The sequence below is a fragment of the Pseudomonas sp. RT4P38 genome (assembly GCF_054897765.1).
The window spans coordinates 145,258-159,860 of sequence record NZ_CM142703.1 but is presented as its reverse complement, the minus strand read 5'-3'; the positions used below and the strand labels follow the sequence as shown (position 1 = coordinate 159,860).

Annotated in this window: 12 protein-coding genes; 6 read left to right on the top strand and 6 right to left on the bottom strand. The window is 59.2% G+C overall.

Annotated elements, in window-relative coordinates:
- Positions 1-97: 97 nt before the first annotated feature.
- Both zigA and ACYZT7_RS00700 read left to right on the top strand, forming a co-directional pair.
- The gene (gene zigA, locus ACYZT7_RS00705) at positions 98-1,306 is read left to right on the top strand and encodes a zinc metallochaperone GTPase ZigA (RefSeq protein WP_462039561.1); all 1,209 of its coding nucleotides are present in this window, start codon (positions 98-100) and stop codon (positions 1,304-1,306) included.
- The gene (locus ACYZT7_RS00700) at positions 1,306-1,956 is read left to right on the top strand and encodes a DUF1826 domain-containing protein (RefSeq protein ID WP_462039560.1); all 651 of its coding nucleotides are present in this window, start codon (positions 1,306-1,308) and stop codon (positions 1,954-1,956) included. The genes zigA and ACYZT7_RS00700 overlap by 1 nt, the downstream gene beginning before the upstream one ends.
- Before the next feature lie 4 nt (positions 1,957-1,960).
- On the opposite strand, the gene ACYZT7_RS00695 is transcribed toward ACYZT7_RS00700, so the two are convergent.
- The gene (locus ACYZT7_RS00695) at positions 1,961-2,317 is read right to left on the bottom strand and encodes an NADH:ubiquinone oxidoreductase (protein ID WP_462039559.1); all 357 of its coding nucleotides are present in this window, start codon (positions 2,315-2,317) and stop codon (positions 1,961-1,963) included.
- 27 nt (positions 2,318-2,344) lie between these two features.
- Here ACYZT7_RS00695 and ACYZT7_RS00690 point away from each other — a divergent pair, with 27 nt between their 5' ends.
- Positions 2,345-3,334: a CobW family GTP-binding protein gene (locus tag ACYZT7_RS00690; RefSeq protein WP_462039558.1), complete on the top strand. Its 990-nt coding sequence runs from the start codon at positions 2,345-2,347 to the stop codon at positions 3,332-3,334.
- On the opposite strand, the gene ACYZT7_RS00685 is transcribed toward ACYZT7_RS00690, so the two are convergent.
- Positions 3,318-3,731 carry a DUF3301 domain-containing protein gene (locus ACYZT7_RS00685; protein ID WP_462039557.1) on the bottom strand — a complete coding sequence of 138 codons (414 nt, stop codon included), beginning with the start codon at positions 3,729-3,731 and terminating at the stop codon, positions 3,318-3,320. The genes ACYZT7_RS00690 and ACYZT7_RS00685 overlap by 17 nt on opposite strands.
- Positions 3,732-3,851: 120 nt before the next feature.
- Between ACYZT7_RS00685 and pdxY the strand changes: the two genes are divergently transcribed.
- Positions 3,852-4,724: a pyridoxal kinase PdxY gene (gene pdxY, locus ACYZT7_RS00680; RefSeq protein WP_462039556.1), complete on the top strand. Its 873-nt coding sequence runs from the start codon at positions 3,852-3,854 to the stop codon at positions 4,722-4,724.
- Positions 4,725-4,867: 143 nt separating this feature from the next.
- Here the strand turns inward: pdxY and ACYZT7_RS00675 are convergent, their stop codons facing one another.
- Complete coding sequence (locus ACYZT7_RS00675; RefSeq protein ID WP_074872148.1) at positions 4,868-5,350, bottom strand: acyl-CoA thioesterase; 483 nt, start codon at positions 5,348-5,350, stop codon at positions 4,868-4,870.
- A 288-nt stretch (positions 5,351-5,638) separates the two neighbouring features.
- On the opposite strand from ACYZT7_RS00675, the gene ACYZT7_RS00670 reads away from it, so the two are divergent.
- Positions 5,639-7,402: a cation:proton antiporter gene (locus tag ACYZT7_RS00670; protein WP_462039555.1), complete on the top strand. Its 1,764-nt coding sequence runs from the start codon at positions 5,639-5,641 to the stop codon at positions 7,400-7,402.
- 21 nt (positions 7,403-7,423) lie between these two features.
- Here ACYZT7_RS00670 and ACYZT7_RS00665 read toward each other — a convergent pair whose 3' ends face one another.
- From ACYZT7_RS00665 to uvrD, 3 genes are all read right to left on the bottom strand, one after another.
- Positions 7,424-7,831, bottom strand: a complete 408-nt coding sequence (locus ACYZT7_RS00665) for an SMI1/KNR4 family protein (RefSeq protein ID WP_008156656.1) — start codon at positions 7,829-7,831, stop codon at positions 7,424-7,426.
- A gap of 136 nt (positions 7,832-7,967) precedes the next feature.
- The gene (locus tag ACYZT7_RS00660) at positions 7,968-8,843 is read right to left on the bottom strand and encodes a Tim44 domain-containing protein (protein WP_462039554.1); all 876 of its coding nucleotides are present in this window, start codon (positions 8,841-8,843) and stop codon (positions 7,968-7,970) included.
- 338 nt (positions 8,844-9,181) lie between these two features.
- Positions 9,182-11,365: a DNA helicase II gene (gene uvrD, locus ACYZT7_RS00655; protein WP_462039553.1), complete on the bottom strand. Its 2,184-nt coding sequence runs from the start codon at positions 11,363-11,365 to the stop codon at positions 9,182-9,184.
- Positions 11,366-11,623: 258 nt separating this feature from the next.
- On the opposite strand from uvrD, the gene ACYZT7_RS00650 reads away from it, so the two are divergent.
- The gene (locus ACYZT7_RS00650; protein ID WP_462039552.1) at positions 11,624-14,506 is read left to right on the top strand and encodes an EAL domain-containing protein; all 2,883 of its coding nucleotides are present in this window, start codon (positions 11,624-11,626) and stop codon (positions 14,504-14,506) included.
- Positions 14,507-14,603: the final 97 nt, after the last annotated feature.

Below are 14,603 nucleotides of genomic sequence, written 5' to 3'. Positions count from 1 at the left end.
ATCGTGGGCAAGAGGAGAGTGGCTTGATTGTGTTGTTATACTATAACATCAAGTTAAGCCCGACACTGCGACCGGGCATCTCTGTGAGGAATACCTGATGCCCAATCGTCTCCCCGTAACCGTCCTGTCGGGCTTTCTTGGCGCTGGCAAAAGCACGCTGCTCAACTACGTGCTGCGCAATCGCGACAACCTGCGCGTCGCCGTCATCGTCAATGATATGAGCGAAATCAACATTGATGGCGGCGAAGTCCAGCGCGATGTCAGCCTGAACCGCGCGGAAGAAAAACTCGTGGAAATGAGCAATGGCTGCATTTGCTGCACCTTGCGCGAAGACTTGTTGGAAGAGGTGGGCAAACTCGCCAAGGAGGGTCGCTTTGATTATTTGTTGATCGAATCCACCGGCATTTCCGAGCCGTTGCCCGTGGCGGAAACTTTCACCTTCCGGGATGAAGAAGGGCAGAGCCTGGCCGACATCGCCCGGCTCGACACCATGGTCACCGTGGTCGATGGCATGAACTTCCTGATCGACTATCAGGCCGCCGAAAGCCTCGCATCCCGTGGTGAAACCTTGGGTGAAGAGGACGAACGCTCGATCACTGACCTATTGATCGAGCAGATTGAATTCGCCGACGTGATTTTGATCAGCAAGATCGACTTGATCAGCAGCAGCGAGCGCCAGGAGCTGATCGCGATCCTTGAGCGGCTTAACGCCCAGGCGGAAATCATCCCGATGGTCATGGGCGAAATTCCCTTGGCGAAGATCCTCAATACCGGTCGTTTCGACTTCGAAAAGGCCGCCCAGGCGCCGGGCTGGTTACAGGAACTGCGTGGCGAACACGTGCCCGAAACCGAGGAATACGGCATCGCCTCGACAGCTTACCGAGCACGCCGCCCGTTTCATCCGCAGCGCTTTTTCAGCTTCATCGACCGCCCGTGGGTGAACGGCAAACTGCTGCGCTCCAAAGGGTTTTTCTGGCTGGCCAGCAAGCACATGGACGCCGGTAGCTGGTCACAGGCCGGCGGATTGATGCGCCATGGTTTCGCCGGGCGCTGGTGGCGTTTCGTACCGAAACCGCAGTGGCCGCAGGACGAAGAAAGCACGGCCGGGATCATGGAAAACTGGACCGCAGCCACCGGCGATTGCCGTCAGGAACTGGTGTTCATTGGCCAGAACATCGACTTCGCGCAACTCACCACCGAACTCGACAATTGCCTGCTGACCGACGATGAAATGGCGCTGGGTGTCGAGGGCTGGCGATTACTGCCAGATCCATTCGGCCCGTGGCATGAAGAGGTGGCAGCCTGATGTTGGCACCTAGTCTGAAACTGCGGCCGATCATTCATCAGGTTCAAGGTGAGACGCCGCAAGCGCTGACCCGAATACTGGATGACGGCGTAAACCTCGCCGTTTGGCAGCGCCAATTGCCGGCGCACATCTTAGATTTCGGGAGTTTGCTGCTGTCCCTGAACGAGCCGTTGGCCGAGTCGCTGGTCCTGGAGCTGCCCAGCGATGACACCGAACCCAATCTTCACGGATTGGCCTCAGGTTTCAGCGATCTCGAAGGTTACGAGGGTTTCGTCGCCGACGTCTCCTGGCTGGTCAGTGCTTTCGCCTGTTTGCTGGGTGCCAAACGTGTCGGCCTGCGCCTGCGGGTCCTGGACAAGGCCATGTGCCCGCGTTTCCACGTCGATCATGTGCCGGTGCGGTTGATAACCACCTATGCCGGGATTGGCAGTCAGTGGTTGAAAGAAGGCGTGATGGACCGCCGTCAATTGAGCAAGCCCGAGGCCGAGCCTCAGGACGGTCCGCTGATCGAGCAGATCGCCAGCGGTGACGTCGCGCTGCTCAAAGGCGAGAAATGGCACGGCAACGAAGGCTTCGGCCTTATTCACCGGTCGCCACAGCTTGCGTCCGGCGAGCGGCGGTTGATTCTGACGCTCGACTGGCTAAGCTAGCGGCTCACGGCTTGAGCCAGGTTCCCTGGCTCTGGGCTTCGCAAAACGGCTTTAAATACGCCGCATCCGTGGCGACGCCGTAATAGTGAATATCCTGCCGGTAAGGCATATTGGCGACTTGGGCGTTGCTGCACACGCCGAACGCGCCGGTAGGGCATTGATCGACGTACTGCACCTCGACTTTCTGGTGAGGAAGGTTCGGCTGGCAGAAACCATCGGCGAACAGTTTTTCCGGGATGTTGCGGTTCTGCTGGCAGACTTTCACGTCGAGTCGCGCAGCCGTGCTATGTACCACGCAGGCCTGGGCCAGCGCCTCACCCGAAGTGAGCGCCAAGAGCAACGACAATCCCATCAACCGCATCCACTACCTCCTCAGAAAACATCGACCATGTTGCAGAATATTCCCACTCACGTCATTGCTGGCCCGTTGGGTGCCGGCAAGACCAGCTTGATCAAGAATCTGCTGATGCAGCGGCCGGTCGGTGAGCGCTGGGCGGTGCTGATCAACGAGTTCGGTCAGATCGGCCTTGATGCTGCGTTGCTGACCCAGGACGCCGATGGTATCGCACTGGGTGAGGTGGCCGGGGGCTGTTTGTGTTGCGTCAACGGTGCACCTTTTCAGATCGGTCTCGGGCGTTTGCTGCGCAAGGCGCGCCCGGATCGGTTATTCATCGAACCTTCCGGGCTGGGTCATCCGGCGCAGTTGCTCAGGCAATTGAGTGAAGCGCCGTGGCAAGGCGTGTTGGCTGTTCAACCCTGCGTGCTGGTGCTGGACGCCCAGGCACTTGCTGCCGGCAAACCGCTGCCGGTGGCGCAACAGGAAGCGCTGAAGAGCGCTGGGTTGTTGCTGATGAATAAAGCCGAAAATATCGACGATGCTGATCGCCAGCGAATCGCCGCGCAGCTGCCTTCTCGGCCTCTGTATTGGACGCAGCAAGCCCTCTTGCCATTGAGCAAATTACCGGGGCTTGGGGCTCAGGCTGTGGCGGGTGTGGATAACTTCATCGCGCCCAAAGGATTGGCACAGATACCGGCCATCTGGACGGATCCCGCGCTGCCAATTTGCTTGAGTCAGGAACAGGAGGGCGGCTGGAGTGTCGGCTGGCGTTGGCATCCGAGTCAGACATTCGATGCGGCGCGCGTTGGCCAGTGGCTTGAAAGCCTTGTCTGGCGGCGGGCGAAGCTGGTTATCCACAGCGTCGACGGTTGGGTTTCGGTGAATGCACTGGAAAACTCGGTGCTGAACTGGCAGCCCAGCGAATGGCGGCGTGATTCGCGTATCGAGCTGATTTTCAGTGAACCGCAGGATATTGATTCATTGCAAAGAGATCTAGCCGACTGCCGATTGAGCCCGACTCAAATCATGGACGCCATTTAGTGTGTTCTTGCCGCCACTGGCTCAGCTCGATCACCTCAGCGCGCGGCTTCACGACATCGCCCACCGCAGGCGTGTCGTCGAACGGCATTGGGTAGGGCGCCAGTTCAATCTGCGCACTGTGGGCGCCGAACTGGGTGATGGTGCCGTTGTGACGGGTTTCACCGGTCACGGTGAATTCGAAGTTATACACACGGGCGAGACGCCGCCGGTCGTTGGCGTCTTTGATGAACGCGATCTTTTTCAAGGCCACGTTGCCGTCCAGCAGCTCGATTCCAAGCTTTGCGCAATGCTGCGTGACCCGTTCCAGCGCACGCTCGCGCAGGCCATGGTTGTGCCACAACCACGCGCCACCGGTGGCAAGCAACATCAGCACGAAGATATTTCCAAGGGTCAGCATTAACAAGTTGCTCCAACAAGATAGTGTCAGCTTAACTGCGTCGCCGGTCTGTCGTACAGGCTGCGTTTAGTCGCATACTGCGCGGCTTGAATTTCAATCGTTTTACGGAAAACTCACCGCATGAAACGTACGCCCCATCTGCTCGCCATCCAGTCCCACGTAGTGTTTGGCCACGCTGGCAACAGCGCCGCGGTTTTCCCGATGCAGCGGGTCGGGGTGAATGTCTGGCCGCTCAATACCGTGCAGTTCTCCAACCACACCCAGTACGGCCAGTGGGCCGGTGAAGTGCTGGCGCCGCATCAGATTCTCGAGCTGGTCGAGGGCATCGCGGCGATTGGCGAGCTGGGCAACTGCGACGCCGTATTGTCCGGGTATCTCGGCAGTGCGGCCCAGGGCCGGGCGATCCTGACGGGGGTGGCGCGGATCAAGTCGATGAATCCCAAGGCGCTGTATCTGTGTGACCCGGTGATGGGCCATCCGGAGAAAGGGTGCAGCGTGCCCGCGGAGGTCAGCGATTTCCTGCTGGAGGAAGCGGCTGCGGTGGCGGACTTCATGTGCCCGAACCAGCTGGAACTGGACAGCTTTTCGGGGCGCAGGCCGCAATCGTTGTTCGATTGCCTGGCCATGGCGCGAGCGTTGCTGGCGCGCGGTCCGAAGGCTGTGTTGGTCAAGCATCTGGACTATCCCGGTAAGCTGGCGGATGTTTTCGAGATGCTGCTGGTGACGGCCGAAGGCAGCTGGCACCTGTGTCGTCCCATGCTGGCATTTCCGCGTCAGCCAGTGGGCGTTGGCGACCTGACATCCGGGCTGTTTCTGGCTCGCGTGCTGTTGGGCGATAGCCTGGTGGCGGCGTTCGAGTTTGCAGCGTCGGCGGTGCATGAAGTGCTGCTGGAAACCCAGGCTTGCTCCAGCTATGAGCTGGAACTGGTACGGGCTCAGGACCGGATTGCCCACCCGCGGGTGCGGTTCGAGGCGACGGCGATCAGCCTCTGAACGGCGTAGACCCCATCGCGAGTAAGCTCGCTCCCACACAGATCTTCAGTGGACACAGAAATTGTGTCCGTCGTAGATCACTTGTGGGAGCGAGCTTGCTCGCGATGACTCACTCAAGCACCACATCAAAATGACTGAACAGGTCAGGCGTCGCCCTTGATGTCCTGATAGCGTTTTTCCAGTTCCTGACGAATCTGCCGACGTTGCTGGGCCTGCATGAAGCGGCGCTTGTCTTCGCTGTTCTGCGGTTGCAGTGGCGGGACAGCAGCCGGTTTGCGGTCGTCATCCACTGCGACCATGGTGAAGAAGCAGCTGTTGGTGTGGCGCACCGAGCGCTCACGAATGTTCTCGGTCACCACCTTGATGCCCACCTCCATGGAGGTGTTGCCGGTGTAATTGACCGAGGCCAGAAAGGTCACCAGTTCGCCGACATGAATCGGCTCGCGGAAAATCACCTGGTCCACCGACAGGGTCACCACGTAGCGGCCGGCATAACGGCTGGCGCAGGCGTAGGCCACTTCGTCGAGGTATTTGAGCAAGGTACCGCCGTGGACATTGCCAGAGAAGTTGGCCATGTCGGGGGTCATCAATACCGTCATCGACAGTTGTGCGTTTCCGGGTTCCATAGCGTTCTCACGGTTCAAGGCAGAATTTCGGGAGGGCGGCACCTCTGCGGGTGCCTCGTCAGCTTTTCCAAACCAACAGTTATCGGGACGCCGGGCAGGTGGCTGCCGTCACGCTCGGATCGATCTGTTTCCATATATTGCACCGTCTTTCTGCCGTAAGTCGCGGTGTTACCCTTCAAAAGCCCGCCTCAAGGGCAATTCCTACTCGGAACGCGGATTTTTACTCTGCTTTTTCAGACCTGTCCCACGTCTGGCAATTGAGCAATGTCACCCAAGGAGCCCCACACCATGCACGCCATCAGTTTTATTCAAGATCTGGCAGTGATCATGTTGATCGCGGGTGTGGTGACCGTGCTGTTTCATCGCTTCAAACAACCGGTGGTGCTCGGCTACATCGTCGCCGGCTTCATCATCGGGCCGCATACCCCGCCGTTCAGCCTGATCCACGATGAAGAAACCATCAAGACACTCGCCGAACTCGGGGTGATTTTCCTGATGTTCTGCCTGGGTCTGGAGTTCAGCCTGCGCAAGCTGTTCAAGGTCGGCGCCACGGCGTTCATCGCGGCGTTCCTGGAAATCGTGTTGATGATCTGGATCGGCTACGAGATCGGCCGCTGGTTCGACTGGAACACCATGGACTCATTGTTCCTCGGCGCGATCCTGGCGATTTCCTCGACCACCATTATCGTCAAGGCGCTCAACGACCTGAAGATGAAGAACGAGCGTTTTGCGCAGCTGATCTTCGGTGTGCTGATCGTCGAGGATATCCTTGGGATCGGCATCATCGCTTTGCTATCGAGCATCGCTGTCAGCGGCACGGTCAGTTCCGGCGACGTGTTTTCCACGGTCGGCAAGCTCTCGCTGTTCATGATCGTCGCACTGGTCATCGGCATCCTGCTGGTACCGCGATTGCTAGCCTACGTGGCGAAGTTCGACAGCAATGAAATGCTGCTGATCACTGTGTTGGGCCTGTGTTTCGGCTTCTGTTTGCTGGTGGTCAAACTTGAGTACAGCATGGTACTCGGCGCCTTCCTGATTGGCGCGATCATGGCTGAATCCCGGCAATTGCTGAAAATCGAGCGCTTGATCGAACCGGTTCGCGACCTGTTCAGTGCGATTTTTTTTGTCGCCATCGGGTTGATGCTCGATCCGATGATCCTGCTGCAATATGCGTGGCCGATCGCGGTGATCACCGTGGCCGTGGTGTTGGGCAAAATTTTGTCTTGCGGCCTGGGCGCCTTTATCGCTGGCAATGATGGACGCACCTCACTTCGAGTCGGGATGGGTCTTTCGCAGATTGGCGAATTTTCTTTCATCATCGCCGCGCTGGGCATGACGCTGCAGGTCACCAGCAACTTCCTCTACCCGGTCGCCGTTGCTGTCTCGGTGATCACCACGTTGCTGACGCCTTACCTGATCCGCGCGGCTGATCCGCTGTCGATCAAGCTTGCCGCGGTGATGCCACAGCGACTGGGCAGGGTATTAGGGATGTACGGTGAATGGCTGCGCAGCATCCAGCCTCAGGGCGAGGGCGCGCTGCTGGCATCGATGATTCGGCGGATTCTGTTGCAAGTGGGGGTCAATCTGGCACTGGTGATTGCGATCTTTTTCTCGGGCGCGTTTTTTGCCGAGCGCATGTCGGCGTACCTGCAAGCCTGGATCAGTGACCCGAGCTGGCAGAAAGCGTTGATCTGGGGTGGGGCGTTGCTGTTGTCGCTACCGTTCCTGATCGCCGCCTATCGCAAGCTCAAGGCGCTTTCGATGCTGTTGGCGGAGATGGGTGTGAAGCCGGAGATGGCCGGCCGCCACACGCAGCGAGTGCGCCGGGTGATCGCCGAAGTGATCCCGATCCTCTCGCTGCTGGTGATTTTCCTGCTGCTGGCAGCCTTGTCGGCCAGTATTCTGCCGACCAACAAGTTGCTGGTGCTGATCGTCGTAGTCGCGGCCGCTGTAGCAGCGCTGCTCTGGCGCTGGTTCATCCGCGTTCACACGCGCATGCAGGTGGCCTTGCTGGAAACCCTGGACAACCACAAGGATTCGTCCGGGCATTGACCACGCAGGGTGTCAGGCAGATCAGCTTTCCAGCCAGACGTCCCGCGCCCAGTGCCACACCGATTCCCAGGTTTCTTCGGCGATCAGCTCTTCTTCGGCCAACCACAACACCACGGTGCCGTCTTCTTCGACCAGGTAGTAGTTGTCACCGTCCTGGCAGATCGGAATCATGCTGCGATCAACACCCGCGTCCCAAGCGTTGGCGGCAACGTCCGGCAGGTAGGTGTGGGATTGCGGGTCGGTAACGGTTACCGGCTCCAGGCTGCCATAGACGACGTCGCTGACGGTCAGCAAAAATTCTCTGAAGACAAACGGAATGTCGATGAACAGCTGTTCTTCGATTTCCACCAGTTGATCTTCGTCGGGCAACTCCAAGGGGACCGGTACCGGTTCGTTGGCTTCACGCAGTTGTTCGATGATTTCTTCCACGTCCGGGATCCTCTTGCTTGATGGCGCGGTTTAGTTGGGGCGGTTTATACAGTAGCTCGCTATAGATGCAACCGCGAAATAGAAAACCCCAGCCGAGGCTGGGGTTTTTATTACAACATGCTTAACGCGGGAGGGATCAGCCGTTCTGGCGGATACCGGCGACCAGCCAAGGCTGGTTCTCGCCCTGCGGACGTTCCATGTTCCAGCTTTCGCTGAACACTTCGCCCTGGTCGAAACGCGAGGTCTTCGACACACCGGTGAAGGTCAGGGTGGCGATGGTCTTGTCGGCGCGATCATCCACGCCGTCCAGTTGTACATTGAGGTCATCAATGTAGGTGGACTGGAAACCTTCACCCAGGTCGGCACGTTCGCGCTTGAGGAACTCCAGCAGCTGTGGGGTCACGAACTCGGAGATCTTGTCCATTTCATTCGCGTCCCAGTGCTGTTGCAGGGACTGGAAGTGGTTGCGGGCCGCTTCAATGAAATTCTTTTCATTGAACCAGGCCGGAGCATTGATCACCGGACGAGCGGCAACAGGTGCAGCCGAGCCGCCGAAGATCGACCCCATGGCTGTTGGCTTCTGCTCGAACACTTCACGCTGCATCGGCGCGCCAGCTGGAGACAGATGCTCCTGTTGCTTGCGACGACGAGCGGCGATGAACCGGAAGACCAGGAAGGCGATGACGGCCATGATCAGGATGTCGAAGATCTGCATGCCCTGGAAGCCGCCGCCCATGAACATGGAGGCCAGCAGGCCACCGGCAGCGATACCGGCCAGAGGGCCGAGCCAGCGCGAAGCACCGCCGGCCTTGGCGGCAGCTCCAGCGGCACCGGCCGCGCCGGCAGTAGCAGCAGCGCCACCTGCGGCAGAAGAAGGAGCCATTTGGCTGGTCTGGTGAGTCGGCGCAGCGCCGGAGCTCTTGCCGCCACCAAAGCGCTTGGCGGCATTGGCGTCGAGGCTCATCGTCAGGCCAATGCACAACGCCATGGCGATGCTAAGAAAACGTTTCATAAAGGGAATTCCCATTTGTGGAAGGCACGCGCGCCATGTTGCACAGCTGAAGTGTTACTGGCTAGCGGCAGAGTGTTTCGGGCTTTTGCCTGACAGGTTGCGTTCAGCTTCAGTCAGCGCAATAAGGCCTGTTAACTTTGGTCTGTAGGATTGTTTAATTAGTTCTGTAGGAATAGCTAGCAGTGGGCGCTGCGCAGATCAAACTATGGGAGCGAGCTTGTTCCGGGCGGCGTTCCGACGATGAACGATGACGCGGTATTCCTGATACTCCGCGGTGCCGCCATCGTCGGAACGCCGCCCGGAACAAGCTCGCTCCCACATTGAATCACTGGCGGGCTTTAGATCGCTTCCAGCTTCGCGTATCCAAGCATCAGCCACTTGCTGCCTTCACCGAAGTTCACCTGCACCCGAGCCTGAGCACCGGCACCTTCAAAATTCAGGATCACGCCATCACCAAACACCGAATGCCGTACCGCTTGGCCGAGGCTGAACCCGGTGTCCGGAATCTCGCTGCCGCCAAACAGGCTGCTGGAACTTTGCTGCTGACCACCACCGAACGGACGGCTGACGCTGTTGGACAGCCGCACTTCCTGGATTAGGCCTTTCGGCACTTCACGTACGAAACGCGACACTTTGTTGTAGGTCTCGCTGCCGTACAGGCGTCGGGTTTCAGCATAGGTCATCACCAGGTTCTGCATGGCCCGGGTGATGCCGACGTAGGCCAGACGGCGCTCTTCTTCAAGACGCCCCGGCTCTTCAAGGCTCATCTTGTGCGGGAACAGGCCTTCTTCCATGCCCACCAGGAACACGTAAGGGAATTCCAGGCCCTTGGCACTGTGCAAGGTCATTAACTGAATGCTGTCTTCGTGCTCGTCGGCCTGAGTATCTCCGGCCTCCAGCGACGCATGACCGAGGAACGCCGCCAATGGCGTCAGATCTTCGTCTTCTTCAGCATTTTCGAAGTTGCGTGCGGCGCTGACCAGTTCCTCAAGGTTTTCTACCCGTGCCTGTCCTTTTTCGCCTTTTTCCGCTTCGTGGTAGGCAATCAGCCCGGATTGCTCGATGACGGTCTGGGTCATCAGGTGCAGCGGCATGTCCATGCACTTGGCGGCGAGGTTCTCGATCAGCTCAATAAATGCCCCGAGCGCGCCAGCGGCGCGGCCGGTCAGGCCTTTATTGGCGACCAGCAGGCGCATGGCTTCCCACATCGACACATCGCTGTGACGGGCATGGTCGCGAATCGCTTCGACGGTTTTCTCACCGATACCACGGGCCGGAACGTTGATCACCCGCTCCAGCGCTGCATCGTTGCCACGACCTTCGAGCAAACGCAGGTAGGCCATGGCGTTCTTGATTTCTGCCCGCTCGAAGAAGCGCTGACCGCCATAGATGCGGTACGGAATGCGCTCACGCAGCAAGGCTTCTTCCAAAACGCGCGATTGGGCGTTGGAGCGGTACAAAATCGCGATATCGCTGCGGGCCAAGCCGGTTTTCAGCGCACGTTCGATGGTTTCCACTACGTAGCGTGCTTCATCGTGTTCGTTGAACGCGGCGTACAGGTTGATCGCTTCGCCTTCACCGCCATCGGTCCACAGCTCTTTGCCCATGCGTCCGGTGTTGTTGGCGATCAGGGCGTTGGCGGCCTTGAGGATGCCGGCAGTGGAGCGGTAGTTCTGCTCCAGGCGAATGGTTTCGGCGTCCGGGAAGTCGTCGGAGTACTGATAAATGTTCTCGATTTTTGCGCCACGCCAGCCGTAAATCGACTGATCGTCGTCGCCGACCACCATCAGGCTGTCGCCGCCCTTGGCCAGCAAACGCAGCCAGGCGTACTGCACGGCGTTGGTGTCCTGGAACTCGTCCACCAGAATGTGCCGGAAGCGCTTTTGATAGTGCGTCAGCAGACCCGGATGATCGCGCCACAAATCGAGGGCGCGCAGCAGCAGTTCGGAGAAGTCGATCACGCCGGCGCGCAGGCACGCGGCCTCATAGGCTTCATAAATGCTGCGCATGGTCGCCAGGAACAGGTCGCCGCTGGCTTGAATGTGCTGTGGACGCAGACCTTCGTCTTTCTGCCCGTTGATGAACCACTGGGCCTGACGGGCCGGCCAGCGTTGTTCATCCAGACCCAGCTCGCGGATCACCCGCTTGACCAGCCGTTGCTGGTCGTCGCTGTCGAGAATCTGGAAAGTCTGGCTCAGGCCGGCTTCCTGCCAGTGCGCCCGCAACAAGCGGTGCGCCAGGCCGTGGAAGGTGCCAACCCACATGCCGGCCGGGTTGATACCCATCAGCTGCTCGATGCGATGACGCATCTCGGCAGCGGCCTTATTGGTGAAGGTCACCGACAGGATCGAGTGGGGCGAGGCGTTTTCGACCTGGATCAACCAGGCGATACGGTGCACCAGCACTCGGGTTTTACCGGAACCAGCACCGGCCAGGACCAACTGACGACCCACGGAGGCAGCTACGGCCTGGCGTTGGGCATCGTTGAGGGAGTTCAGCAGAAGGGAGAGATCATCGCGCATCGGGGCATTCTAGGGTGCGCCGTCACACCGGGCAAACCGAGCTTTGCATTAGCCGATGAAAGAAGCACGGATGACGACCGGTCGGTCATGGGCTGCAGGCGTTGGCGGGGCTCGCTCCAAGCCTTTTCAGCGGGTAAGGAGGGGGGCAGTTTTTGTCGATTTTATGATCTGGGGCAGTTTGGTCCGGGCACTTGCTTGTGTATGCTCCGTCGACGTTTCGGGCTCATGCTCATCATTATAAGAACAAGAACATTGCCTATGACCCTCAGCACCGACCTGTCGGGCCCCGTCGTGGAGCCCCGGGTTATCCGCAAACAGTACGCCATGGAAATGGCGGTCGAACGCACGCGCCTGCTTTATCAGGGCTCGTTGCTGCCCACGTTATTCATGTTGATCAATGGTCTGGTCTGCGCAGGCTTGCTTTGGAGTCCGCAGCGCTACTTCCTGGTCAGCGTCTGGCTGGTGTGGCTGTTGTCGCTGGTGGCATTGCGGGTGATTCAAGTCGCAGCCTTTGATTCGGCGATACCCAACCGCCAAGCCCATCCGATCTGGCGCCGCATGTTTTTGCTGGGGTCGGCCATGACCGGCCTGACCCTGGCCGGCGCCGGCATTGCCTTGGTACCCGCTGACAATTTCATGCAGCAAGCCTGGGTGTTCGGCCTGATCGGCGCAGCGGCGCTTTCGGCCAGCGTTGCCTACGCGGTCAACCTGCCGGCGTTTCTGTCCTTTACCTTGCCCTGTTTGTTGCCGGCCATCGGCTATCTGTTCTGGGGCGGCGATGAACAAGGTCAGGGATGGGGTTGGTTCGGGTTGATTTTACTGGGGGCGCTAAGTGTGGTCGCCTGGCAGGTCAATCGGCTCATCGATAGCGGGCTGTTGCGGCGCTTCCAGAATCAGGCATTGATCGAGCACTTGCAGCAGGCCCAGCGTTGCAGTGACCAGCTCAATCACAACCTGGCCAAGGAAATCGACCAGCGCCGTCGTGCCGAAGACGAACTGCGGCAAATTCAGATCGAGCTGGAAAGCCGCGTCGCCCAGCGCAGCCTGGAGCTGGACGCCGCCAACCAGGCCCTGAGCAAGAGTGAAGCGCGTCTGGCGCTGGCGTTGAAGGCCAGTGAGTTGGGCTTGTGGGACTGGAACCTGCAAACCGACGAAGTCCATCACACCCACCTTCAGGAACTGTTCGGCCTGGAACCGGAACTCGTAACGGCGATGCTCCGCCACCTCAAGCCGCGCCTGCACCCCGATGACTTGCCGTCGCTCAAGCGCGCGCTGGTCGAGCATTTGAAGGGGCGCAGCGAGGACTACCAAATCGAGTACCGCGTGCGCCATGGCGATGGCCATTGGGTCTGGATCGAGGACCGTGGCCGGGCCGTTGAGCGCGGGGAAAATGGCCGAGTGATCCGCATGGTCGGCACCCGTCGCGACATCAGCGTCAGCAAAGGTCTGGAAGAGCAGCGGCAATTGGCCGCGACGGTGTTCGAGGCCGCCAGCGAAGGCATTGTGATTTTCGATCCGAATTACGCGCTGATCGCGGTCAATCAGGCTTTCAGCCGAGTCACCGGCTACGACATTGAAGACATGATCGGACGCAACGTGGTCGAGTTGCCATGCAGTCGAGATGCCCGCCGACACTACGCGGCGATTCATCAGGCGCTGGAGCAGCACGGCAGTTGGCAGGGCGAGCTGGTAGAAACCCGCAAGAATGGCGAGGTGTATCCGCAATGGTTGCAACTCAATGCTGTGCGCGATGCTCGGGGAAATGTGAGCCATATCGTCGGCTTCTTCGCCGATCTATCGGCTCGCCGCGAATCCGAAGAGCGCATGCGTTACCTGACCCATTACGATGAATTGACGGGGCTGGCCAACCGTTCACTGTTCCGCGAACGGCTAAGCGAGGCCCATCAGCGGGTACGCCAGGGCGGCCACCGCAATCTGGCGTTGCTGCATATCAATCTGGATCGTTTCAAGCTGCTCAACGACAGCCTTGGCCATGAAATCGCCGACCAACTCTTGCAGAAAATGGCCCGGCGGATGATCAATGCGTTGCCTGAGGCGGACACCATCGCTCGCTTATCCGGCGATGAATTTGCCGTGTTGTTCAATGCCTACGGCAACCTGTCGAGTCTGGTGCGGGTGGCGACCCGACTGTCGACCAAGCTGCGTTTGCCGATCACTGTCGATGGCCATGAACTGGTGGTCAGCGCGTCCATGGGCATCAGCCTGTTGCCGGACAACGCGCGAGAAATTTGCGCGCTGGTCAGTCAGTCGAATATGGCCATGCAGCACGCCAAACACCTGGGCGGGAATAACTTCCAGTTCTACACCGACAGCCTGCAAGCCAGTACGTTGGAGCGCTTGCAGCTGGAAAATCAGCTGCGTAAAGCCATCGAAGAGAAGCAGTTGATGGTGTTTTACCAACCGAAACTGTGCCTCGCCACGGGCCGGCTGAATGCCGCCGAGGCGCTGGTACGCTGGGATCACCCGACCATGGGGCGTGTGCCGCCGGGGGACTTCATCGGCCTGGCCGAGGAAACGGGGTTGATCGGTCCGATCGGCGAGTTCGTGTTGCGTCAGGCCTGCTGGCAAGCCTGTGAGTGGCAGCGCCAGGGGCTTGCGCCGATTCGGGTATCGGTCAATCTGTCGGTGCATCAATTGCGTCAGGGCAAACTGGTCAGCCTTGTCCGCCAGGTGCTGGAAGAAACCGGCCTGGCGCCGCACAACCTTGAGCTGGAACTCACTGAAAGTCAGTTGCTGGACAGCGTCGAGCACATCATTGCGACCTTCCAGCAATTGCGGGATTTGGGGGTTAAGTTGGCGATTGATGACTTTGGCACCGGGTATTCGTCCCTGAGCTACCTCAAGCGCATCCCGGTGGATTACGTGAAGATTGATCAGGCGTTTATCCGCGGTCTGGGGGAGGGCAGCGAGGACGCGGCGATCACCCGGGCGATCATTGCCATGGCGCACGGCTTGTCGCTCAAAGTGGTGGCCGAGGGTGTGGAGCGGGCAGAACAGTTGGAGTTTTTGAAAGCCGAGCACTGCGATGAAGTGCAGGGCTATTTGATTAGCCGCCCGGTTGACGCCAATAGCCTTGGCAACCTTCTACTTGAGCAAGATACAGGTGAGAACCTCCGCTGAGTCATCACGTCGTGTGGTAACTCAGCGGGAGGGGAGCGGCTAGGAGAGTTATTTATTAGGCGGCGTTGGTCGTACTATAAACAATACGCCCATCATT